This window comes from Erythrobacter sp. RANMB8, from assembly GCF_056848235.1.
In genome coordinates this window covers 77,888-97,632 of the sequence record NZ_JBREHG010000006.1, presented here as the reverse complement: position 1 = coordinate 97,632, position 19,745 = coordinate 77,888, and the positions used below count along the sequence as shown (strand labels likewise).

The window sequence follows — 19,745 nt, the reverse complement described above, 5'->3', positions numbered from 1 at the left end:
TTCACAACTTTTCTCCCGAGAGTTCGCGGCCCAGATCACGCAGGAAGCGCGGCAGGCGCCAGGCAATCAGCAGGGTGGCCAGCCCGATCAGCACGACCTTGATCTCGCCAAGGAATGCGACCTGCCGGGCATGGTCAGCCGCAAGGAAGCGCTCGGCGATGTTGGCGAGCTGCCCAAACAGCAGCCCTGCGTCCCCGCCCGACAGGGCAAGGAAGAACAGCAGCGGCGCACCCAAGGCCATGAGATAGCTCGAGGCGATGAACCCGCTTGCCTTCAGCGCGATGAAGCAGAGGTCGCTGGCGCGCCGCTGCCAGGCGCGTTTGGGCGAGGATGTCCCCGGTGGCATGTCTGACTGAGGGAGCACTGACGCTTGGTGCGCCGGGTCGACGAGATGAAGTTCCATGGCTTTCTGGGGTCCCTTGTGATGTTGTGAGGGCTATTGTTCAGGACCGACCAAAGGCGATCTGCTCGATCGCGTCGGCCAGCTGATGCCCGCGCGCGACTTCGGCATCGATCGCAGCGAACGTCTCAGGCGAGCTCGAGAACAGGGTCGCCGAGTACTCGTCGAGCACAAGCCGGCCGATGGCTTCGACCTCCGGGCCCTTGATGAACACCTCGGAATAGTCGTTGCCCAAGCGCTTGAGGCTGCGGATCAGCGTCTCGGTCCGGTCATCCATGTCGAGGCGCTTGCTTGCCTTGAAATCGGCGATGGTCTCGGGCTTTTGCTGGAGGATCAGCATCCAGTCGCTGTTCTCGAGCGCGGCCGTGGCCCCGTCGGACTTGTAATAGTCGTTCAATGACTGCGTCGCGGTCGCCAGCGCGCCGCCATATTTGCGGCAGGTGCGCGCATAGGTCTCGACGAACTCGCCCATCGACCCGCCCTTCAGCATCGACCAGGCCTCATCGATGAGCAGCAGCTTGCGCACCTGGCGCGGGGTGCGGGTCATCGCCTGGCTGGTCATGAACATGATCGCCGAGAGCACCACGGCACGCAGTTCCTCGCGCGCCGACAGGTCCGACATTTCGAAGACCGTGAAATCGCTGTCGAGCGCAAGGCTCGCCTCGCCCTCGAAGAAGGCGCCATAGGTCCCGCCGGCCATGTATGGGGCAAGCGAGGTCGCAAGATCGCTTGCGATCTCGTGTCCGACGCCGGCAAGCGCTTCGCCGACGCTGGTAACGGTCGCGGCGCTTCCCGCCTCGTTCCACACCACGTTGACTGCGCGGTCGATAAGACCGCGCTCGATGTCGGTGAGCTTGGCCGAGTGCCGTGCCATCTGGCCGATGATCGCCTTGACCATCCCGAAGCAGTCGAGCCGGTAATCCTCGTCCTCGGCCGCGCGCGCGGCATCGATCATCGAGAAGGGGTTGAGGCAGAAGCCCGCCTTCATCGTGAATTCGACAAAGCGGCCGCCCTGGAGTTTGACCGAGTGCTCGAAGCTGCGGCCATCATCGATCACCACCACCTGAGCGCCCGCGCCGCGCAGCGCAGCGCACATTTCCTGGAGCAGCACCGATTTGCCCGATCCCGACTTGCCGCAGATCGCGACGTTGTGATTGCCCGCCTCATTCTCGAAGGGGGACCAGAAGAAGGGCTGACCGCGCCTGCCAATGAACAGCAGATGGGGATGCGCGCTGCCGAGATATTCGCCCTGCATCGGCGCCATGTTGGCGGCGGTGGTCGACAAGACGGTCTTGAAGCGCTTCAGTCGCTCCATGTCGGCACCCAGCCCATCGGCGAGTGTCATCGGCATGGCAGCCAGCAGCCCCTGAATCTGCAGGAAGCGCTCGTCGGCAAGATCCCAGCCTGCCGCCTTGTAGATCGACTTGATCGCGCGCTCGTCGCTGTCCCCGCGCCCCAGCGGCGAGAAGGTCGTGAGGCCATAGAACACCCGTACGAGCCGGCGTCCTTCCTGCAGTTCGGCCTGGACATGCTGCCATTCTGCGGCCTGTTCGCCGATCCGTGGCAGGAAGCGCGCGCTGCGCGTTTCGGCAAGGCTGGTGGTGCGCATGAATTTGAACCCGGCCTTGGCGGCGGCCGCTTCCTGATCGGGATAAACGAGACACAGCATGGTCGCTGCGGGACAAGGAAAACGCAGCTTGTCGGTGAACAGATCGCCGATCAGCCGCGCGCATTCCCAGGGTGCCCAGCGCGCCGGGGTGTTGCGGACCGAAAAATGGCGAACATCGAAGGCGTCAGGGTAGATCGTCCCGATCTCCGGCACGCCGTCGCGAAGCTTGCCGGTCGGCCGGAAGCGCTCGGTTGCCAGCCGCATCCGGTCTTCCTGTACGATCAGTTCGATATCATGCCGGATCGCCTGCGTAGCGATCGCGTCGTGCGGATTATAGGCAAGGGCATCCTCCTGCGGCGCGGTGGTGGGGGACGTGAGGTCATCGATAATGGCGATGAGATCCTCCGGCCCCACCTCGACCACGCCGAGGTTCAGAGATTTGAGCATTGCGATCAGGCCGTCGCGGGTTTGCCGCAGCTCCTCATTGCTGACCGCCTTCGAAGCGGGAACGCCAACCGATACGATCACCTGGTGGTGGCGGGCATGGAACGGCGCATCGGCCGAGCCCGATTGCCACACCAGGCCATACAGGCGCTTGGCGCGGTGGCGCGCAATCGCCTCATAGACCCCGCCCTGCAGATAGCGCGGGGCGAACCACGGCGCGATGATCCGGCTGATGCGCGGCGAGGCTAGGTGCAGCACCTGCAGGCACGCGCCGGGTGGAAGACCTTCGGAGAAGAACTGTCCCAGGATCTCGCCGGTGCGCTCGTCGGCGCCGATGAGCGGCGTTACCGACAGCACAAACCCCTTGGAGCGTGCGTTGAGGTAGAGCCGGTTTGACGGATCATAGACCCGGTAGGGCAGCCAGTCCGAGAGCTGATCGATCATAAGGGCAGGGCGCGCCGGTTCGGAATGCTCGGCATCGCCCAGAAGCCCTGCAAGGACCCGGTCGACGATCATGTTGAGGCGCTGGGCCATCAGTTTTGCTCCTTCTCGGGCTGTGCCTTGCTGGCGGCTGCATCGCGCTTGGCCGTCTCGATCGCCTCGATGCTGGGGAAGGTCAGCGGCGCGCGGGTATTGGAAAGCCGGGGAGCTGGATCATGCGGGGACGCGGTCGCATGGAGCCCCCCGGCCACCGGTGCATCAGCACCGGTTGCAGTCTCGTTCGCCGGGGAGGGGGATACCGGCGGCGAGACCAACGGGAAGAGATCGGAGTGGTTGTCGGGCTGAATGAGGATTTCGGCGTCGGGGGTGTTCTGGTCTGACTGGGCGGTGGTGGCTTCGTCCATGCTGTCAGCCGCGAGCATGTTGTCTGCCTGCGCACTGGTTTGCGCCGTGGCCTGCACCGCCTTCAGCTGCCGCTTCAACTGTCGCATCAGCGGCGGAGCGGACTTTTCTCCGGGATTGCGGCGCAGCTCCGCCGCCCAGCGCGGGTTCTCGATGACGGCCCAGGCGACGGCCTCGTCGTGCAGCGTTCCCGCCTCATCGACCCGCGCCGGGAACACGATCTTCAGCGTGCGCTCGGATGTGCGCGCCTGATCTCCTGCCGCGACAGCAATGGCTGGACGCATGGCGTGCTGCGGGTTTTTGTCCGTCGTCATGTCGCTGGTCGCGCGGGCATCGAGGACGTGGGAGGGTGCGCAGTCGCCTTTGGGCGCGCGGCACTGGAACGAGCCTTCGACATTGGTGCCGAAGGTCGCGCAGGCGCTCGTCATCACGGCCAGACCGGCGCAGACGAGGAAACGGAAGGGGAGCCGCATGGGTCTATCCTTTCTTGGATGGGGTCAGCGCCGGAGCGGCGGGGCGCAGGAACTCGCGGAGCACGGCCGCCGGGCGGTAGCCCTCGAGCACTGCGCCATCGGAAGGGCGCACGAGAACGGGCGTGCCGGTAAAGCCATTGGCCTTGGCGAAGGCCTCGTTGGCATCGAGACCGCTCGTGTCGCAGGGCTTGGGATTGACGAGCGCGCCGCCCGAATAGGCAAGCCGGAGCGAGAGTTCGGGGCGCGGCGCGCAAAGCACGCGTTCGGCGTCGCGGCGGCTTTCGGGTCCGAAGATCGAGATCGGCCGTTCCTCGACGCGCGCGCCAATCGCTTTCAGCTCCTCTTCGAGCCTCTTGCAGTAGCCGCACTGGAAATCGGAAAAGACCACCACCTTCGGCCCGTTCACGGGGCCCCAGGTGACCGCGCCATTGGCCGGAAGGCCCTCTAGAGAGACCCTTCTGGGGGCCATGCGCGCCGCGGCCTGAGGGGCTTTCTCGCCGTCAGCAGCCCGGGGCGCGCCCGCCGTCAGAAGGTCAGGGTTGAGCTCGAGCAGCCGGGCCGCCGTCAGATCCTGACGCGCTTCCATGTCATAGACCCGACCGATCACGAGATAGCGCGCCGCCCGGTCGACGTAGAACAGCGTCGACTTGGAAGCGACTTCGCACAGGCCGCCGAGACCCTCGCAGGCGATCCGGTCGATCGGGGTCTTGGGCAGGCGCAGCTTAAGGGCGGCCCGCACGGTGTCTGTATCGGGTGCCTTCATGGGTGAGGCGAGGCTCGCGACGGCCCAGCCTGTCGCGGCCGAAAGGGCGATCACCCCGGCGATTCCAGCCGCAGGCTTGATCCAGCGCATGCGCCGCTTGTGGGGGAGGGGATTCGTATCGCTGATCATTGGGAATTCCTCACGAAGACGCCGTCGAGAAACACGATCTCGACCGCGATGCCGGTCGGCATCTCGACGACGGGTTGGTATTGTTCTGCGCGCTCGATGAGGTAGCGGCTGACCGTATCGGCAGCTTCGCCCGCACCCTGTCCGAGACCGCCCGCCAGAATGTCGGTGGCAGAGAGCTGCTCCCGCTGCTGGCCTGCACCGAGCTGGCCTGCGAAAATGCCATTGGCGTTGGCTGAGAACCCGCGTCCGAACCCGCCGACGATCCCTGCAAGCAGCGCCTGGCTGACCAGATTGCCTTCGCGGCTGACGACGCGTCCACGCACGCCGGACTTGCCCGCAAAGCTGATGAACCCCTTGACCTCGCTCACCGCAACCCGCCCCCCGGGCTGGTCGCAGGTCATGCGGGCAAGCTTCACATAGACTTTCTCGGATGAGAGATCGCCGCGCGCTGCGCCATTGACGATGCACCCTTCGATCCGCGTCGTCAGGACCTTGCCGTCCTGCATCACCGAGCGCGCCGGGCCTGTGATCCGCAGCACCACTGGAAGCGGATCGGTCTGGCTCGAGACCCCTGCCGAGGCATCGACGCCCACGATGACCCGCGCCGGCGCATAGGAATTGGGCGGCAGATAATCGGGCGAGTCCTCGACCACCACGGGCGGCGTTTCAGGGCGTGCCGTGCGCCGTCCTGCAGGGCCCGCCTTCTCCGAGGCGAAGCTCAACAGCTTGACCTCGCCGGGCGCAAAGGCAGGGCCGGCGTTCTCGGTCGTTGTACCGGTTGACCGGGCGGGCGCAGCCGCGCTGCCGCGCGCGTCGTAGCCTCCCGCTTGCGGGCCATAGGCCGGAGGCGGGGCAGCAGGGGGCGGGGCAGGCGGCTGGCTGGCGAGCCGGGTTCTGAGCTCGACATTCTCCGCCGAGATCGCATCGATTGCCGCCTGCCCGTCGGTGCGCATCGCCTGGTTCTCGGCCTTGAGCGCCGCCAGCTGTTCCTCGATCTCGCTGCGAGGTACGCTGGCATCGCGCAGCGCCTTCTGCTCGCGGGTTACCGCATCGATCCTGTTGCTGTAGGTCGCAACGAACTCGCGGTTGGCGAGGTCGCGGTTGACGATGCCGGCCGTATCGATGGTCTGCGCAGCATCCGGATCACTGCCGGCGGGTTTGTCGTCGCCGCCAAGAATGAACCAGCTGCCGCCCACCAGGACAAGGGCACCGATGGCGCCCATGAGCAGCTTCTGGCGACGCGCGGTCCGGGCGTTAAGCTCGGCGACCGGCGAAGGGGCAGGGTGTTCCGAGTGCACGTCATGCGAGGCAGGTGCGGGTGACGTATCGCTCATTGTTCAGATCCTCCGTTCGTCCCGACGATGAAGGCGGTCGTGCTGCCGCCTGGACCCAGCACAGGATTGACGATGGTCACCGCCAGCGTGTCGGTAGGGGCAATGTCGCGCTCGGCCAGCGTCACCTGCGTGGCGCCGCGATTGGCGATGCGGATCACCTTTCCTGCTAGCGCTGCGCCCCGGTAGTCGGCCATCAGCTGGACCTCGAGATCGCCCACGCGTGCCGGCGGATTGGCAGATTGGCGCACCTCGAAGCCATCGACGGCGCGGTCATTGGCCATCGCCTGAATGAGGCGCACCGCGCTCGTAGACAGCGGGGTTTCGCGCTCCCAGTCCGCTGCCTTGCCCTGCGCAATGGCCGGGTTGGCGATGAAGACCTGGACCGCCGGGATCGGCTCGATCTTGCAGGCAAGCTTGTAGACATAGCCTTTGCGGGTCGTGGCAAAGAAGCTGATCGCACGCGCCGCAAAGGTCTCCGGGACCGAGACGTAGATGTCGCCGCGCAGCGGCTCGTTGGTCACCGCGAAATCATTGTAAGGCGTTCCGCTCGAGATCTTCGAAACGCTGGCAAACTGATCGTCGATCAGCGCAAAGCGGGTGAGCTCGCGCGCCGAAACCGCGCATTCGATGCTCGAGCCGTCGGCGGCCTGACGGAACTGGTCTGCTGCGTTTGCGCTGGTGGCACAGACGGCAAGTAGCGTGGCCGAGCAGATCGCTGCGCGGTGACTGCGAGGTGGGGATTGGCAAGCCATCACTTGGCCTCCTTCATCTGTTTGTCAGTGGGAACCTGGGCAAACCCGGCGAGCGCGAGGCGCAGGCCGCGATAGGTCCAGTGGAAGCGGAACCGGCGATCATCGCTGGCGATGACTTGCGCGCCGACGAAGGTCTTGAGCGTGCCGGTCACCTCCGAGGTGAGCGCCTTGGGATCGACCGTCATCGAGCGGATCACGAAAGCCTGGGTGACGTCCGAGCCGCGCTGTTCGGCAACGATCCGGACAAGATCGGCCTTGAGCTGACCGTGGCTTGCAGGGTCCGCGAGCTTCAAAATCTCGGCCATCCAGTAATCGAGGCCCTCGGGGCTGCGATTGAGGAGAACGAGCGCGGTGTCGCGGGTGACGAGCTCGAGATAATCGGCCTCGACCCCTGCGCTGCTGACGGTCAGCGCACTGGGCAGGGTCGGGAGCAGAACGACCTCGCGGTCCCGGGTGGCCGCGAGGCCAGCGGTGATCACCAGCGCGATCCCGAGGCCGGCGCTGGTCAGCGCGAACAGGTTGCGCTGGCGCAGCAGCGTCTGCTGTCGCTCATGAGAAATGTCGGCAAACATGGATGTCTCCCCTCAACCGGCAAGCAGGCGGCAGTGGGAAGGCGGCGTCGCTTTGAGCCCGAGAATTCCGGCCGGCAGATACCAATATGCGGCATGGGCTACCCAGGAGCTGGCGCGTCCTGCTTTTGCCTTTCGCAGCGCGAACCAGGCGCCGAAAGCAACGATAATGCCGATAAAGATATGCTGGCTGAGAATGCCCCAGGTGAAGGGGATGATCATCCCGGCAAACTCGTCGATGGTCCAGAAGCCGATGAGCTCCGGATCGTCGAGCCTGCGCGGGATGATATAGGGGTCCTTCATGGCTATGCTGCCTTCCCGTGCCCGATGCGTCAGATGACCGCGGTCACGACCGAGGTGACGATCGGAACGCCCGTGCCCACACCGATGCCTACACCCACCGGGACAGCGACCTGCCCGAGCGAGAAGCGGCCCGAGGCAAGGCCGATCAGGCCGCCCGCGAGGCTGAGAACGGTGATGATCTTGCCGCCCGAGCCTTCGAGGAAGTTCGTGAATTGTGTGAGCGCCGGATCAAAGGTCGTATCGGCGCCGGCATAGGCCGCGCCTGCCGCGAGGCTGGCGATCAGCGCCGGGATGGCCAAGGTCATTGCCCGGTCAAATTTGGAGGCGCGCTGCAAGGATGTGGCGGCGCGCTGGGGGAGGGTCAGGGACTGCATAAGAGAACTCCGTCTGGGAGGGTTGAGCAGCGTTCTTGCGTTCGCTGTGTGTTCTCTATGCATCTAGGAAATGCGTGTAGGAAGTCTGGAGCTTTCTGCGTGCCGCGCAGCGGACGTATATGGACGCATCGAAATGGGCTTAGCCAGATTCTTCCTCATGATCAGTGGCTTTAACGGTGATCAAAGTCGATCTGCACCACTTGCGCTGTCGACATTCTCCGGCGATTCGTGTCCTAAGATAGGTCATCCTAGAAACGAGATGTTCGATATATGTTCTAATTTCTTTCTTATATCGATAATGCGCGATATGCCTTCGACTCACATGCTCAGAGACAGGAGTCGTCGCCATGCATCAGTCTGCCCCAGATACGAATGCCAGCCTTGCGCGCGTCATCACGCACGCCATTGAAACCGCCGACAAGCCGAAGCACCAGATTGCCAGTGAAGCGGGGATCCACCGTGAAACCATGCTGAAGGTCATGCGCGGTGAGCGCGCTATCAGCATTGACCGCGCTGTGCGTCTTCTCGAGGTCTGCGGTGTTTCGCCCCATGCCGTAATCGTGCTGACATTGGCAGGCGAGGAAGCGCTGGCTTGCGAATGGATGCACCGCGAGATGGGAGCGTTCCTTGATGAATTCATCACAAGTTTGCCGGGGCAACTTGATCGCACCCTTGGGCGAAGGGTCGATGACCTGAGGCCGCGCTGGGCTAGCGGCACCTCGCAGCTCGTGGCGAAGCTGCTCTCCAGGCATATCGATGATCTGGCCAATCGCGACATCGCCATGTCGCTGACACGCTGAACCAAGGCAACGCGGAGGGGACCGATGCGACAACCCGACAGGACCTTCAATGACTGCAAATCCCAAAACCGCCGAGATCACGCCTACCAGCGCGCCACCTCCGCGTCTGCTGCGTCTGCCCGAAGTCATGGACCGGGTCGGACTTCGCCGCTCGGCCATCTATCAGCGTATGAGCGAAGGGCGTTTTCCGAAATGTCGCACACTCGGGCCCAAGTGCTCAGTCTGGGTTGAGGCCGAGATCAACGACTGGATTGAAGGCATCGCTCGATCATCTTCCTGACCGCAGTGGTGCTTGAAACGTTAGATCTGAGATATTGACTTCCGATCGGTTCAATAACACCTCTAGCGCTGGCAATCTCGCAAATGTTGACCAATTTATACTCTGTTGAACAGGAACTTATCGCTCACTTGTATTGTCATGTCCCACGATCAGTCAAGCAACCAGAGCATTAAGTGCCCCGTCAACGACCACAACCGAACCGTTCATAAAAGAACCAGCATCGCTTGCGAGCATGATGACCGGTCCAATGAGTTCTTCAATCTCACCGAGCCTGCGTGCAGGCATTTGGGAGATGCGTTCAAGCCCGGTGGGACTTTCAAAGAAATCGCTGTTCAGCTCCGTCTTGAACCAGCCTGGCGCCAGCGCATTCACACGGATCTTGTGCCGCGTGAGGTCGATTGCCATTGATCGGGTGAGCTGAATGACGGCGCCCTTGGACGCGCAATAGCTGGCAAGCCCTGGCTGGGCTCCCAGGCCCAGAACCGATGCGACATTGATGATGGAGCCACCGAGACCTGCCGCAACGAGCCTCCGCGCGCCGATCTGACCGACATTCCATACGCCGCGCAAGTTGGTGTCGAAGACGGCGTCTCTTGCGGCTGCGTCAATCTTCAGGAAGTTGCGGGTATCGGTCACGCCCGCGTTGCTGACAATCACATCGACAGTCCCGAACGCTGCCTCGGCATCATCAAAGGCCCGTTCGATGCTGGCTTCGTCGGTCACATCGGCTTGAGCGGCAAGGGCGCTGCCGCCGGAATCCGTGATATCGCTCACGAGATCCTTGAGACGATCCGCTCTGCGAGCCACAGCTACGACCTTGGCACCCGCGTCAGCCAAACCCTTGGCGAGGACGCGGCCAATGCCGCTCGATGCGCCGGTGACAAGCGCAACACGCCCGTTCAGCGAAAACAGGTCGCGGGTCATATTAAAGTTTCCTCATTCTGGTCGGCATCGGAGTTCAGCAGCAGATCAAGCGCTTGCTTTGTGCCTTCGGCGCGGGAAAGCTTGCCTTGGGCCACGCCGATCACGATCGCGTCCACCCTCGGGTCCTGGTTCTGCTGCACGAGAGCGGCGGCTGCATTGGCGACATCGCTGGCAAGCAATGCACGTGAAAAGCCGCGCTTTGGGCGTGATGCTCCAGTACCATCCGATTGACGATCTAGTAGGCCGCTGATCGCTTCCGCGAGAGCCTTGAGCCCGCTGTTCTCGGTCGAGGATACCTGAAGCACGATCCTGCGCTCATCATGGCCGCTATGGTGAAGCATCGCCTTCAAATGTGACGCTGTGCGCCCGGCATCGGGCAGATCGGATTTGTTCACCACCAGCAGATCGGCGATTTCCAGCACACCCGCCTTGATCGCCTGCATCTCGTCGCCGAGACCGGGTGCGCAGACCACAATCTTCGCGTCGGCTAGGTCGGCGATTTCGACTTCGGATTGTCCAGTGCCGACTGTTTCGACAATCACCAGATCCATCCCGCCCGCCGCCAGAAGATCCATCACCGACCGAGTGGTGCGGGTCACCCCGCCAAGATGGCCGCGGGCAGCAAGCGAGCGAATGAAGATGTTCGGGTTGGCGCTGAAGGCCGCCATGCGCACCCGGTCACCGAGAACGGCGCCGCCACTGACCGGGCTTGATGGATCGACAGTGATGACCGCGATGCGCTGATACCGTCCCGATATCTCCGGCAGGAGCGCATTGATCAGGGACGATTTGCCGGCGCCGGGAGGGCCAGTGACGCCAATGGTACGGCAATCGCTGACACGTCCGCGGCAGGCGACGGCAAGTTGCGTGCCGAGGGCGCTGCGGTTTTCGATCGCCGTGATCGACCTCGCAATCGCAAGCGGATCGCCGCTTCTGACCCGTTCAAGAAGTGGTGCGGCGTCAATGTTGGTGCGATGCGAGGTCAAGCCGTTCCCCGGTATTCGTGAGCCAGTCTCTTGAATGTAGCAACGACGTCGGAAAGCGGCGCGCCGCCCCGGAAAATCTCTCTTACCCCGACCGCCTCCAGTGGCTCTACGTCGAACGGACGAATGACTCCGCCGACCACCAACGGAAGATCGGTTAGGTCGCGGCGCGCCAGTTCGGTCACGATCTTCTGGGTGGTCTCTACCTGGCCTCCCGACATGAAGCTCAGGCCGATGACGTCGACATCTTCCTGCAATGCGACAGACACCACGTCTTCAGGTTGCTGATAGTCGATCAGCACGACCTCCATCGCCGCATCACGCAGCGCCAGAGCAATGGTTGCAATCGCGCGATCGTGGCTGTCGATGAAGCTTTTGGTGAGGAGGATGCGCGGGGTTGGCAGCTCGTTTTGCATCTTTGCCGACTTTCTACTTGTTGCGTCCGAAGACATCATGGAGGACGGCCTGCATCTCTCCGAGGGTTGCGTCCGCTTCTGCTGCGGCCACAAGGCTTGCCATGACGGACCCGATGGCCCTTCCTTCGTTCACCTCGATTGCTGCGTGACGTAGGGCGTCCATGGCCTGCTGGAAGCGAGGCTCATTGCGCTCGCGGCGATGGCGTTCCAGATCTTCGATCGCCAGCCGAGCGGCTTCGGGATCGGGCTGGAAGACGGCGTACTGCTCGGGTTCGTCGGTGGTGTATTTGTTGACCCCCACCATCGTGCGCGCGCCGCTCTCGATCTCCTGACGCCATTCATAGGCGGCGGCCGAAACCTGCTGTTTGACCCACCCGGACTCGATGCATGGGATCAGACCGCCGCGATTGTCGATGTCGTCAATGATTTCAAAGACCCGCCGTTCAATCTCGTCAGTCAACGATTCCACATAGAACGAACCGCCAAACGGATCGGACACATGGACGGCGCCGGTCTCTTCAGCGATGATCTGGCTGGTTCTCAGAGAAAGGGTGACAGCTTCCTCGGTCGGCAGACCCAGAGCTTCATCGTAGGCGTTGATCGTCATGCCGTTCACGCCCGAAAGCACAGCGGCCAATGCGCCGTAGGCATTGCGAACAAGGTTATTCAGCGGCTGTTGCACCGTCAGCAGCGAACCGGCGGTCTGCGCGTGAATCCGAGCCTGCAGCGATCCGCTTTTCTGGCATCCGAACCGTTCGCGGTTTACCTTGGCATAGACACGCCGCAGTGCGCGGGTCTTGGCAACTTCCTCGAAGAAGTTCTCGCCGTAGCGGACATGAAAGCCAAAACGAGGGACGACACTGTCAGGCTCGATGCCCAGCTTCACGCATTCTTCGTTGACCGCAATGATCGCCGCAATCGAATAGGCGACGGCCTGTACATTCGTGGCGCCCGCTTCGCAGATATTGTGTTCGCTTATCGTCAGCGGGTTCCACAGCGGCACATGTTCCGAGCAATAAGCGGCGATGTCCGCGATCAGACGGTAGCTGCCGCGCGGTGAGAAATTGGTGCCTCCGCTGTGGCCGAAAAAGTCCCAGATGTAATTTGTGAGATTGCCGCCCAGGCTATCGAAAGAAAAGCCGCGACGCTTGGCAGCCGCAAGGTAAAGGCCCAGCATCGCGGGCGATCCGGCATTCAGAACCAGCGAGACTGTTGTCTTCGACAAATCCTTGCCCGCCAGCAGCACCTCGTAATCGCTCGCTTTGCAGACGGAAATGCCGCAATCGCCAATGCTCCCGCGGACACCGGGATGATCGGGGTCGTAGCCCATCGAGGTGGGCATATCGAAAATGAAGTTATACGCCTCGCGGTCGAAATACCCTTTTGATCCGCCCTGCTCGAGCAGCAGGTCCATGCGCTCGCGCGTTTGCGAGGGCAGGCCGTAGCCGATGATCTGCAGGTCCATCCACGGCTGATACTGGTAATGGATCGGATAGATGCCGCGCGAATAGGGATATTGTCCGGGCATCTCCGCTTCGTTGCCGAAGCGGTCGAGCCCGCCATAGACAGGATCGACCTCGACGCCAGACCGGTTGCGGGCAACAAAAGAGCGATCTTTATAGCGTGCAGCAACAGTCTGCTGCCAGCGCGCATAGGCGCCTTCATGGGGCTTGGTATCGGCGCTCGTCATCGGACTGGCGGCTCCTGGTCGACGGGATGGCAAAGGCATTTTGGCGGCGCATGCCGCGCATCACGCCGCAAAGACTGACTTCAAATGAAGGGTGTCATGGTATTCCCTGACCCCTGCGATGCGACCCTCGCGGATCGTGAACAGGAAGTGGTATTCGTTGTTGTAGATGCGGCCGTTGGTGATTTCTCCATGGGCTTCGACCTCGGCAGCGACCTTGTCGTCTTCGCCGATCATGCCCCGGATGTGCATTGCGATTCCGCCTGGAATCTTCGCCCCCACGCCGCGCAGAACGGCGCTGATCGCTTCCTTGGATTTCGCTCCTGCCTGCGGCAGATCACCGGGTTTGCCCCCGATCCACCAGACGGCGTCGTCGGTCAGACTGTTGATGAGTCCGTCCGCATCACCCGTGCCGAACTTGGCTAAGAACTGACGGACAACCTCTTTGTTTGATTCGATGGACATTTCAGACTCCGGTGGAATTGTCGGTAGTGGCTGCGATGGTCAGGCGCGGACCAGATCAGCTGGCACGGAAATGCTGGTGCCGAGCAGGATTTGCGCATAGCCTTTGCCCTGCGGATCATTGCGCAGCGAAGCGATGCCACCGCCGCCCAGCACATCGTAAAGCATGAAGTTCAGACCGCAGACCCCGGGCAGATCGAACCTGCGGACTTCACGGGGTTGGTAGTGAGCGAACAGTCCGGCCACCGTTTCGGGCTGAAGGGCCTGCCGGATGTAAGGCCAGTATTCCGGGCGCCGCGCGATGATGCCGATGTTCGCATGATTGCCCTTGTCACCGCTGCGGCCCCACGCGAGTGCGAGCAACGGAACCGCAATCATCGGGGCTTCGACCAATGATGGCGTTGGCGTTGGAGGCTCGGCAGTTACCGACTGATTGTCTGGCTGCTCCTGTTGAAGCGCATCAGACTTAGCGGGGAGGGCCACCGTCTCTCCGTCAACCTCCACCTGAATCTGGGCATCAACGATGGCCTTGTCGACCATCATCGAAAACAGGCGTACCAGCGGCATGACCTTGGGGCGGTTCCCGCCCATGCCGGTGAAACCCGGTGCCATCGACGTCCCGGCAGAGGTGAACTCCCGAACCAGCAAATCGAGCGCCTTGGGATCGGAATGTTTCGCCGCGATCTTGAGCACGACTTCGCGCACAGCTTGCGCACGGCTGCTCGCACCGTAGCTGGATTCGGAGCCGATCACTTCGATCGAAGTCTCGCTAAAGGGAGGCGCGCCCGCTGCTTGCAGGAGGTTGGCAACCCGCCCCACGATCGCTTCGCCCACCTTCTTTGCTTTCCCGGTCGCCGCTTCCCCGATGATCGTCCAGGTGGCACCGACGCGGAAGCCGTCTTGCCAGGTTGCACTGGCCTTGTAGGTCGGGGGCGGCAGTGTGCCGCGCGCGCCGGAAACGCGCACCCTGCCTTCATCAACCTCTGCTACAGTCACCATGCTCCAGTCGCAGGTGACGTCAGGCAGGAGATAGGCAGCTGGATCGCCGATCTCATAAACCAGCTGCTCGCTCACGGTGCCGCGCGAGACAAGGCCGCCGGTGCCCTGCGGCTTGATGACCTCAAACGCGCCGTCTTCATCAATTTCCACGATGGGGTAGCCGATGTTCGCCCAGTCGGAGACTTGTTCCCAGTCGGTGAACAGACCGCCGGTGGCCTGCGCGCCGCACTCGATGATATGGCCAGCGAGCGAAGCGCCGGACAACCGGTCGTAATCCGACAGCGACCAGCCAAACTCGTGCATGCAGATGCCCAGCACCGTCGCGCTGTCGACGCAGCGCCCCGTCACGACGATGTCTGCTCCGGCATCCAATGCAGCGGCAATCGGTGCTGCTCCGAGATAGGCATTGAGGCTCATGAGCCGCTCAGGCATTGCAGCGCCGGAAAACATTTCGGTGCTGTCTTGCAAGCTAGCCTGCATCGCCATCAGATCATCGCCCGTGACGACGCCGACGCGCAGGCTCAATCCGGCTTTTGCGATTTGGGCCCGCAACGCATCTGCGCATGCGGCAGGGTTCACGCCGCCAGCATTTGCCACCAGCTTGATCCCGCGCTGGGCGATGTCCGGCAGGTAACGGGCCACCAGACTGACAAAATCGGTGGCATATCCCAGCGCCTGATCCTTGGCCCGCGCACGGGCGAGGATCGACATCGTCACTTCGGCCAAATAGTCGAAGGAGATGTAATCCAACCCATTGTGCGTAAGCAGCTGGGGCAAGGCAATGGAACTGTCGCCCCAGAACCCCGACGCACCGCCGATGCTGATTGTTCTGCGGCTCATGCCGGGTCAGCCTCGACCACGAACAGAATATCGCGCGCAGCAACCTGCTGGCCTTTTGCAACGGCGACGGTGGCGACGGTGCCTGCCATCGGCGCGATGATCTGCTGCTCCATCTTCATTGCTTCGAGCACCGCCATCACATCGCCGCGAGCGACGGTCTGGCCCTGATCGATCGATACAGAGGTGATCGTGCCGCTCATCGGAGCGCGCAGCATACCATCTCCGCCTGCCCCCGATTTGGATGGGGCGCGATAGGTCGTGTCCTCGAAGTTGTAGACCCTGCCGTCGAGATCAAGGGTGATCGTTTTGTGTTCGCACCAATATGCCGCTCGGCGGACCAGCCCGTCTACCTCAAACCGGATAGCGGTCGGGCTACGTTCAACGATTGCGATCGACGCTGAAACGTCGTCACATTCCGCCAGCCAGCGCGTGCCTGACCGGGCAAGGCGGACAGGGGTCTCGCCTGCTTGTCCGCTGAGGTGGATCGAATGAGTCTGAACGCCATTGGATGACCAACCCTGTCCGGCGTCATCCGCTGCAAGGATTGCGGCGAGCAGGGCTGCGATGGGATCAGCATCAACGGATTTGAAGCCATCGGCATAGTGCTTGCCGATGAAGGCAGTCGTCGCCAACCCGTCACGGAATTCATCAATCGACAGGGCATCGAGCAGGAATTCGCGGTTGGTTGCAACGCCCAGAAGATGAGTGCCCCGAACTGCCCGCACCAGTCGGCGAAGCGCCTCTTCACGGTTTGCGCCGCTGGCGATGATCTTGGCGATCATCGGATCATAATAGGGACTGATGATCTGTCCTGTGACGAGGCCATGGTCGATGCGTACACCTTCGCCCGTGGCAGGCTCCCAGACGGATGCCACACCCGTCTGTGGCAGGAATTCCTGCTGGGGGTCTTCGGCATAAAGACGCACTTCGATAGCGTGCCCCGAGATGGTGATATCGTCTTGGGTGAAGGGCAGCGGCAGCCCGGCTGCCACATCGATCTGAAGATCGACCAGGTCGACACCGGTCACGCACTCGGTGACCGGATGCTCGACCTGAAGGCGGGTGTTCATTTCAAGAAAATAGAATTCGCCATCGGCCCCAAGCAGGAATTCGACCGTTCCGGCACCAACGTAGTTGATCGCCGCAGCAGCACGCACAGCCGCATCGCCCATCCGTCGCCGCAGATCCTCGTTGACCGCGGGAGAGGGTGCTTCCTCTATCACCTTCTGGTGGCGGCGCTGTACCGAGCAATCCCGCTCGCCAAGATGCACGACTGAGCCGAAGGTGTCGCCGAAGACCTGGATTTCGACATGGCGGGCGTTGATGACGGCGCGTTCAAGCAACAGCCGGTCGTCGCCAAAAGCATTCTTGGCTTCCGACCGGGCCGAAGCGAGCGCTCCGGGCAGATCGCCGCGATCATGGACCAGACGCATCCCACGCCCGCCGCCGCCAGCTGATGCCTTGACCATCACCGGATAGCCGATCCTGTCAGCCTCCCGAATGAAGATCGCGTCATCCTGATCATCGCCTTCGTAGCCAGGGACGCAAGGTACACCCGCTTCGATCATCCGGCGCTTCGATCGCGCTTTGTCTCCCATGACACGCACAGAATCCGGCTGCGGCCCAATAAAGGTGATGCCGGCGGCTGCGCAACGCTCTGCGAATTCGGCATTCTCGGAAAAGAAGCCATACCCGGGATGAAGCGCATCGGCGCCTGTTGCATCTGCCGCAGCCATAATCCGTTCTGCCGACAGGTAGGATTCGCTCAGCGGTCCGCCGCCAAGCCGAAAGGCTTCATCCGCCTCCAAGACATGACGAGCTCCGGCGTCCGCGTCGCTGTAAACGGCCACCGTAGCATAGCCTTTCGCCTTTGCGCTACGAATGACCCGGCAAGCGATTTCACCGCGATTGGCGATCAGGATTTTCGAAAACGGGTTCATTTTGTGGCCCATGCCGGCGGTCTCTTTTCCTTGAAAGCTGCGATACCTTCTGCGCCTTCACCCAAGACGGCGTCTGCGAAGATCTCGGCGGCCACATGCGAGAAGGCCGCTGTTTCGAATTCCTGCAAGCCGCGCAGTAAGGCTTTTGTCGCCGTCAAGGCACCTGGGGCACAGGCCTGGATTTCGGCGAGAATTGCGTCGAGGCGGGTGTCGAGCGCGGTGCGATCTGCCAAAAGTTCGTCGACCAGACCGAAGCTCGCCGCTTGCGCCGCGGTGAATTTGCTGCCGGTCAGCGCCAGTCGGCGAGTATGGGCCATGCCGAGGCGCGCAACTACAAAGGGCGCGATCTGCGCGGCAACCAGCCCAAGCCGTACCTCGGACAGCGCAAAAACCGCGCCTGGCCCGGCCAGAACCATATCGGCGCACGACGCCAACCCCAGACCGCCGCCCATGGCGGCACCTTCTACGACAGCAATCACCGGCTTGGGGAAGGCGTTAAGAGCACTGTAGAGATGCGCACCGCGGAGCGACAGTTCGACTGTCGCTGCACGTGGGTCTGCTGAGGCGCCGCCCAGGGTATTGCCCCCCAGATCGGCACCGGCGCAGAATACGCGGTCGTTACCCTGGATGACGAGCGCGCGAATATCAGGGCTGTCGCTGTAATGAGCGAACAGAATCTCGAAATCAGCCAGCAGCGCATCAGACATGGCATTACGGCGGGCAGGATCATCGATCGTGGCGACGATCGCGCAGCCGCGCATTTCCAGACGAATGACGGTTGTGCTCGCAGGAAGGGGCGCCGCTTGCGTCACAGCCGTGCAATCCCGAAATTGTTGCGCGCCGGTTCGCGGGCGTCGCCTTCGGCGCAGGTGTCGAGACAGAAGGCCACAACCCGGCGGGTGTCGCGTGGATCGATGATCCCATCGTCCCACAGGCGTGCCGTAGCAAACAGAGCTTCGCCTTCCCGCTCGTACTGACTTATCAGCCGCTCGGACATAGCTGCGAGCGCTGCGTGATCGGGTTCTACCCCGCGGGCAGCGGCACCATCTTCTGCGACGATAGTGAGGACCTTTGCTGCTTGTTCGCCGCCCATCACAGACAGCCGGTTGTTGGGCCACGAAAAGATGAATCGCGGGCCGAACGCCCTGCCGCACATCGCATAGGCACCCGCACCGAAGCTCGCGCCGATCTGGATCGTGACCTTCGGCACAGATGCATTGGTGACGGCCTGGATCAGCTTGGAGCCGTGCTTGACGATGCCTGAAGTCTCCGCCTCCACGCCCACCATGAAGCCGGTGGTGTTTTGCAGAAACAAGAGCGGTGTCTGCGATTGGCAGCACAGTTGGATGAATTGCGCGGCCTTGGTCGCCCCGAGTGAGTCGATCGGCCCATTGTTGCCGATAATGCCGATTTCGCGCCCCTCGATCCGGGCGTGACCGCAAATCGTGTGGATGCCATATTCAGCTTTGAATTCGGTAAAATCGCTATCGTCCGCCAATCGTGCGATGACTTCCCGGACATCGTACGGCTTGCGATAGTCGGGCGAAACGATGCCAAGAAGCTCTTCGCGATCATAGCGGGGTGGGCAGTGAGGAGCGGTCGGAGTGCTCCGGTCCCACCGCAGTTTGGCGATAACTTCACGCGCCTGACGCAGGCCATCAGCGTCACTTTCGGCAAGGTAATCACCGACACCCGTGACGCTGGTGTGCAACTCGGCGCCACCAAGATCTTCATCCTTGGCGATTTCACCGGTGGCCGCCCTGAGCAGGGGCGGACCGGCCAAGAACACCTTGGACCGGCCGCGGATCATGATGACATAGTCGGACAGGCCGACCTGATAGGCGCCGCCTGCTGTCGATGAGCCGTGGACCACTGTGACGGTCGGCAGACCAAGTGCCGACATGCGGGAAAGGTTGGCGAACGTGCGCCCGCCCTCGACAAACATCTCGGCTTGGAGGTTGAGATTTGCCCCGGCGCTCTCGACCAGCTGGACGTAAGGCAGCTTGTTTTCGATGGCGATGTCCTGCGCCCGCAACTGCTTCTTGATGCCCATCGGATGAGCAGCGCCGCCCTTGATGCCCGCATCGCTCGCGAACACCATCACCCGGACGCCGGAGACAAAACCGATACCGGCAATCGCACCGCCGCCGTAGACGTTCTCGACCCCGTCGTCGTCATGCATGCCGATACCGGCGAGCGTCGACAGTTCGAGGAAGGGTGCATCACGGTCGAGCAATAAGGCGACGCGGTCACGTGGCAGGAGCTGGCCGCGCTTGGCGAATTTCGGGCCTGCGCGAGCCGAAGCGGCAAGCACCTTGGTTTCCAGAGCGCGGAATTGATCGATCAACTCCAAATGGGTTGCTCTGTTTTTTCTGAAAGCCTCGCTTTCGGGGATCGCCAAACTCTCGATGATCGCCATGA

20 protein-coding genes are annotated in these 19,745 nt (G+C 62.5%); 2 read left to right on the top strand and 18 right to left on the bottom strand.

Going from position 1 to position 19,745, the window contains the following annotated elements; all coding sequences use genetic code 11:
- Position 1 precedes the first annotated feature (1 nt).
- From ACU0AG_RS09950 to ACU0AG_RS09910, 9 genes are all read right to left on the bottom strand, one after another.
- Positions 2-364 (bottom strand): hypothetical protein, encoded by a 363-nt coding sequence (locus tag ACU0AG_RS09950; RefSeq protein WP_482782125.1) that lies wholly within the window; start codon positions 362-364, stop codon positions 2-4.
- Between the two features lie 79 nt (positions 365-443).
- Positions 444-2,987 (bottom strand): type IV secretion system protein TraC, encoded by a 2,544-nt coding sequence (gene traC / locus ACU0AG_RS09945; RefSeq protein ID WP_482782124.1) that lies wholly within the window; start codon positions 2,985-2,987, stop codon positions 444-446.
- A complete protein-coding gene (locus ACU0AG_RS09940; RefSeq protein ID WP_482782123.1) occupies positions 2,987-3,769 on the bottom strand; it encodes a conjugal transfer protein TraV in 783 nt (260 codons plus the stop codon). Before ACU0AG_RS09940 ends, traC begins: the two co-directional genes overlap by 1 nt.
- Before the next feature lie 4 nt (positions 3,770-3,773).
- Positions 3,774-4,661 carry a DsbC family protein gene (locus tag ACU0AG_RS09935; RefSeq protein WP_482782122.1) on the bottom strand — a complete coding sequence of 296 codons (888 nt, stop codon included), beginning with the start codon at positions 4,659-4,661 and terminating at the stop codon, positions 3,774-3,776.
- Positions 4,658-5,995, bottom strand: coding sequence for a TraB/TrbI/VirB10 family type IV secretion system protein (locus tag ACU0AG_RS09930; protein ID WP_482782121.1), 1,338 nt, complete (start codon positions 5,993-5,995; stop codon positions 4,658-4,660). The genes ACU0AG_RS09935 and ACU0AG_RS09930 overlap by 4 nt, the downstream gene beginning before the upstream one ends.
- A complete protein-coding gene (locus ACU0AG_RS09925) occupies positions 5,992-6,747 on the bottom strand; it encodes a type-F conjugative transfer system secretin TraK (RefSeq protein ID WP_482782120.1) in 756 nt (251 codons plus the stop codon). Before ACU0AG_RS09925 ends, ACU0AG_RS09930 begins: the two co-directional genes overlap by 4 nt.
- Positions 6,747-7,319: a type IV conjugative transfer system protein TraE gene (locus ACU0AG_RS09920; protein WP_482782119.1), complete on the bottom strand. Its 573-nt coding sequence runs from the start codon at positions 7,317-7,319 to the stop codon at positions 6,747-6,749. Before ACU0AG_RS09920 ends, ACU0AG_RS09925 begins: the two co-directional genes overlap by 1 nt.
- A gap of 12 nt (positions 7,320-7,331) precedes the next feature.
- Positions 7,332-7,619, bottom strand: coding sequence for a type IV conjugative transfer system protein TraL (traL, locus tag ACU0AG_RS09915; protein ID WP_088914971.1), 288 nt, complete (start codon positions 7,617-7,619; stop codon positions 7,332-7,334).
- Between the two features lie 29 nt (positions 7,620-7,648).
- Positions 7,649-7,924: a hypothetical protein gene (locus ACU0AG_RS09910; RefSeq protein ID WP_482782118.1), complete on the bottom strand. Its 276-nt coding sequence runs from the start codon at positions 7,922-7,924 to the stop codon at positions 7,649-7,651.
- A gap of 416 nt (positions 7,925-8,340) precedes the next feature.
- Between ACU0AG_RS09910 and ACU0AG_RS09905 the strand changes: the two genes are divergently transcribed.
- Together ACU0AG_RS09905 and ACU0AG_RS09900 are read left to right on the top strand one after the other, a co-directional pair.
- The gene (locus tag ACU0AG_RS09905) at positions 8,341-8,793 is read left to right on the top strand and encodes a helix-turn-helix domain-containing protein (protein WP_482782117.1); all 453 of its coding nucleotides are present in this window, start codon (positions 8,341-8,343) and stop codon (positions 8,791-8,793) included.
- Positions 8,794-8,842: 49 nt separating this feature from the next.
- Positions 8,843-9,073 (top strand): helix-turn-helix transcriptional regulator, encoded by a 231-nt coding sequence (locus ACU0AG_RS09900; RefSeq protein WP_482782116.1) that lies wholly within the window; start codon positions 8,843-8,845, stop codon positions 9,071-9,073.
- 153 nt (positions 9,074-9,226) lie between these two features.
- Here the strand turns inward: ACU0AG_RS09900 and ACU0AG_RS09895 are convergent, their stop codons facing one another.
- Genes ACU0AG_RS09895 through ACU0AG_RS09855 form a run of 9 tightly spaced genes read right to left on the bottom strand, consistent with a single transcriptional unit; the run spans position 9,227 to position 19,743 of the window.
- Positions 9,227-9,997 (bottom strand): SDR family NAD(P)-dependent oxidoreductase, encoded by a 771-nt coding sequence (locus ACU0AG_RS09895; protein WP_482782115.1) that lies wholly within the window; start codon positions 9,995-9,997, stop codon positions 9,227-9,229.
- Positions 9,994-10,983: a methylmalonyl Co-A mutase-associated GTPase MeaB gene (meaB, locus tag ACU0AG_RS09890; protein ID WP_482782114.1), complete on the bottom strand. Its 990-nt coding sequence runs from the start codon at positions 10,981-10,983 to the stop codon at positions 9,994-9,996. Before meaB ends, ACU0AG_RS09895 begins: the two co-directional genes overlap by 4 nt.
- Complete coding sequence (locus ACU0AG_RS09885; RefSeq protein ID WP_482782113.1) at positions 10,980-11,435, bottom strand: cobalamin B12-binding domain-containing protein; 456 nt, start codon at positions 11,433-11,435, stop codon at positions 10,980-10,982. Before ACU0AG_RS09885 ends, meaB begins: the two co-directional genes overlap by 4 nt.
- Complete coding sequence (locus tag ACU0AG_RS09880) at positions 11,410-13,086, bottom strand: methylmalonyl-CoA mutase family protein (protein WP_482782112.1); 1,677 nt, start codon at positions 13,084-13,086, stop codon at positions 11,410-11,412. Before ACU0AG_RS09880 ends, ACU0AG_RS09885 begins: the two co-directional genes overlap by 26 nt.
- Before the next feature lie 60 nt (positions 13,087-13,146).
- A complete protein-coding gene (locus tag ACU0AG_RS09875) occupies positions 13,147-13,548 on the bottom strand; it encodes a nuclear transport factor 2 family protein (protein ID WP_482782111.1) in 402 nt (133 codons plus the stop codon).
- A gap of 39 nt (positions 13,549-13,587) precedes the next feature.
- Positions 13,588-15,384, bottom strand: a complete 1,797-nt coding sequence (locus tag ACU0AG_RS09870; protein ID WP_482782110.1) for an acyclic terpene utilization AtuA family protein — start codon at positions 15,382-15,384, stop codon at positions 13,588-13,590.
- Positions 15,381-17,324: an acetyl/propionyl/methylcrotonyl-CoA carboxylase subunit alpha gene (locus ACU0AG_RS09865; RefSeq protein ID WP_482782109.1), complete on the bottom strand. Its 1,944-nt coding sequence runs from the start codon at positions 17,322-17,324 to the stop codon at positions 15,381-15,383. The genes ACU0AG_RS09870 and ACU0AG_RS09865 overlap by 4 nt, the downstream gene beginning before the upstream one ends.
- Complete coding sequence (locus ACU0AG_RS09860) at positions 17,321-18,136, bottom strand: enoyl-CoA hydratase-related protein (protein ID WP_482782108.1); 816 nt, start codon at positions 18,134-18,136, stop codon at positions 17,321-17,323. The genes ACU0AG_RS09865 and ACU0AG_RS09860 overlap by 4 nt, the downstream gene beginning before the upstream one ends.
- Positions 18,133-19,743, bottom strand: coding sequence for an acyl-CoA carboxylase subunit beta (locus ACU0AG_RS09855; RefSeq protein ID WP_482782107.1), 1,611 nt, complete (start codon positions 19,741-19,743; stop codon positions 18,133-18,135). Before ACU0AG_RS09855 ends, ACU0AG_RS09860 begins: the two co-directional genes overlap by 4 nt.
- Positions 19,744-19,745 lie beyond the last annotated feature (2 nt).

Bases quoted from the DNA above. Each gene is read 5' to 3' on its own strand.
- traC (WP_482782124.1), bottom strand. From the start codon at position 2,987: ATGGCCCAGCGCCTCAACATGATCGTCGACCGGGTCCTTGCAGGGCTT.
- ACU0AG_RS09940 (WP_482782123.1), bottom strand. From the start codon at position 3,769: ATGCGGCTCCCCTTCCGTTTCCTCGTCTGCGCCGGTCTGGCCGTGATG.
- ACU0AG_RS09935 (WP_482782122.1), bottom strand. From the start codon at position 4,661: ATGATCAGCGATACGAATCCCCTCCCCCACAAGCGGCGCATGCGCTGG.
- ACU0AG_RS09930 (WP_482782121.1), bottom strand. From the start codon at position 5,995: ATGAGCGATACGTCACCCGCACCTGCCTCGCATGACGTGCACTCGGAA.
- ACU0AG_RS09925 (WP_482782120.1), bottom strand. From the start codon at position 6,747: ATGGCTTGCCAATCCCCACCTCGCAGTCACCGCGCAGCGATCTGCTCG.
- ACU0AG_RS09920 (WP_482782119.1), bottom strand. From the start codon at position 7,319: ATGTTTGCCGACATTTCTCATGAGCGACAGCAGACGCTGCTGCGCCAG.
- traL (WP_088914971.1), bottom strand. From the start codon at position 7,619: ATGAAGGACCCCTATATCATCCCGCGCAGGCTCGACGATCCGGAGCTC.
- ACU0AG_RS09910 (WP_482782118.1), bottom strand. From the start codon at position 7,924: ATGACCTTGGCCATCCCGGCGCTGATCGCCAGCCTCGCGGCAGGCGCG.
- ACU0AG_RS09905 (WP_482782117.1), top strand. From the start codon at position 8,341: ATGCATCAGTCTGCCCCAGATACGAATGCCAGCCTTGCGCGCGTCATC.
- ACU0AG_RS09900 (WP_482782116.1), top strand. From the start codon at position 8,843: ATGACTGCAAATCCCAAAACCGCCGAGATCACGCCTACCAGCGCGCCA.
- ACU0AG_RS09895 (WP_482782115.1), bottom strand. From the start codon at position 9,997: ATGACCCGCGACCTGTTTTCGCTGAACGGGCGTGTTGCGCTTGTCACC.
- ACU0AG_RS09885 (WP_482782113.1), bottom strand. From the start codon at position 11,435: ATGATGTCTTCGGACGCAACAAGTAGAAAGTCGGCAAAGATGCAAAAC.
- ACU0AG_RS09880 (WP_482782112.1), bottom strand. From the start codon at position 13,086: ATGACGAGCGCCGATACCAAGCCCCATGAAGGCGCCTATGCGCGCTGG.
- ACU0AG_RS09875 (WP_482782111.1), bottom strand. From the start codon at position 13,548: ATGTCCATCGAATCAAACAAAGAGGTTGTCCGTCAGTTCTTAGCCAAG.
- ACU0AG_RS09870 (WP_482782110.1), bottom strand. From the start codon at position 15,384: ATGAGCCGCAGAACAATCAGCATCGGCGGTGCGTCGGGGTTCTGGGGC.
- ACU0AG_RS09865 (WP_482782109.1), bottom strand. From the start codon at position 17,324: ATGAACCCGTTTTCGAAAATCCTGATCGCCAATCGCGGTGAAATCGCT.
- ACU0AG_RS09855 (WP_482782107.1), bottom strand. From the start codon at position 19,743: ATGGCGATCATCGAGAGTTTGGCGATCCCCGAAAGCGAGGCTTTCAGA.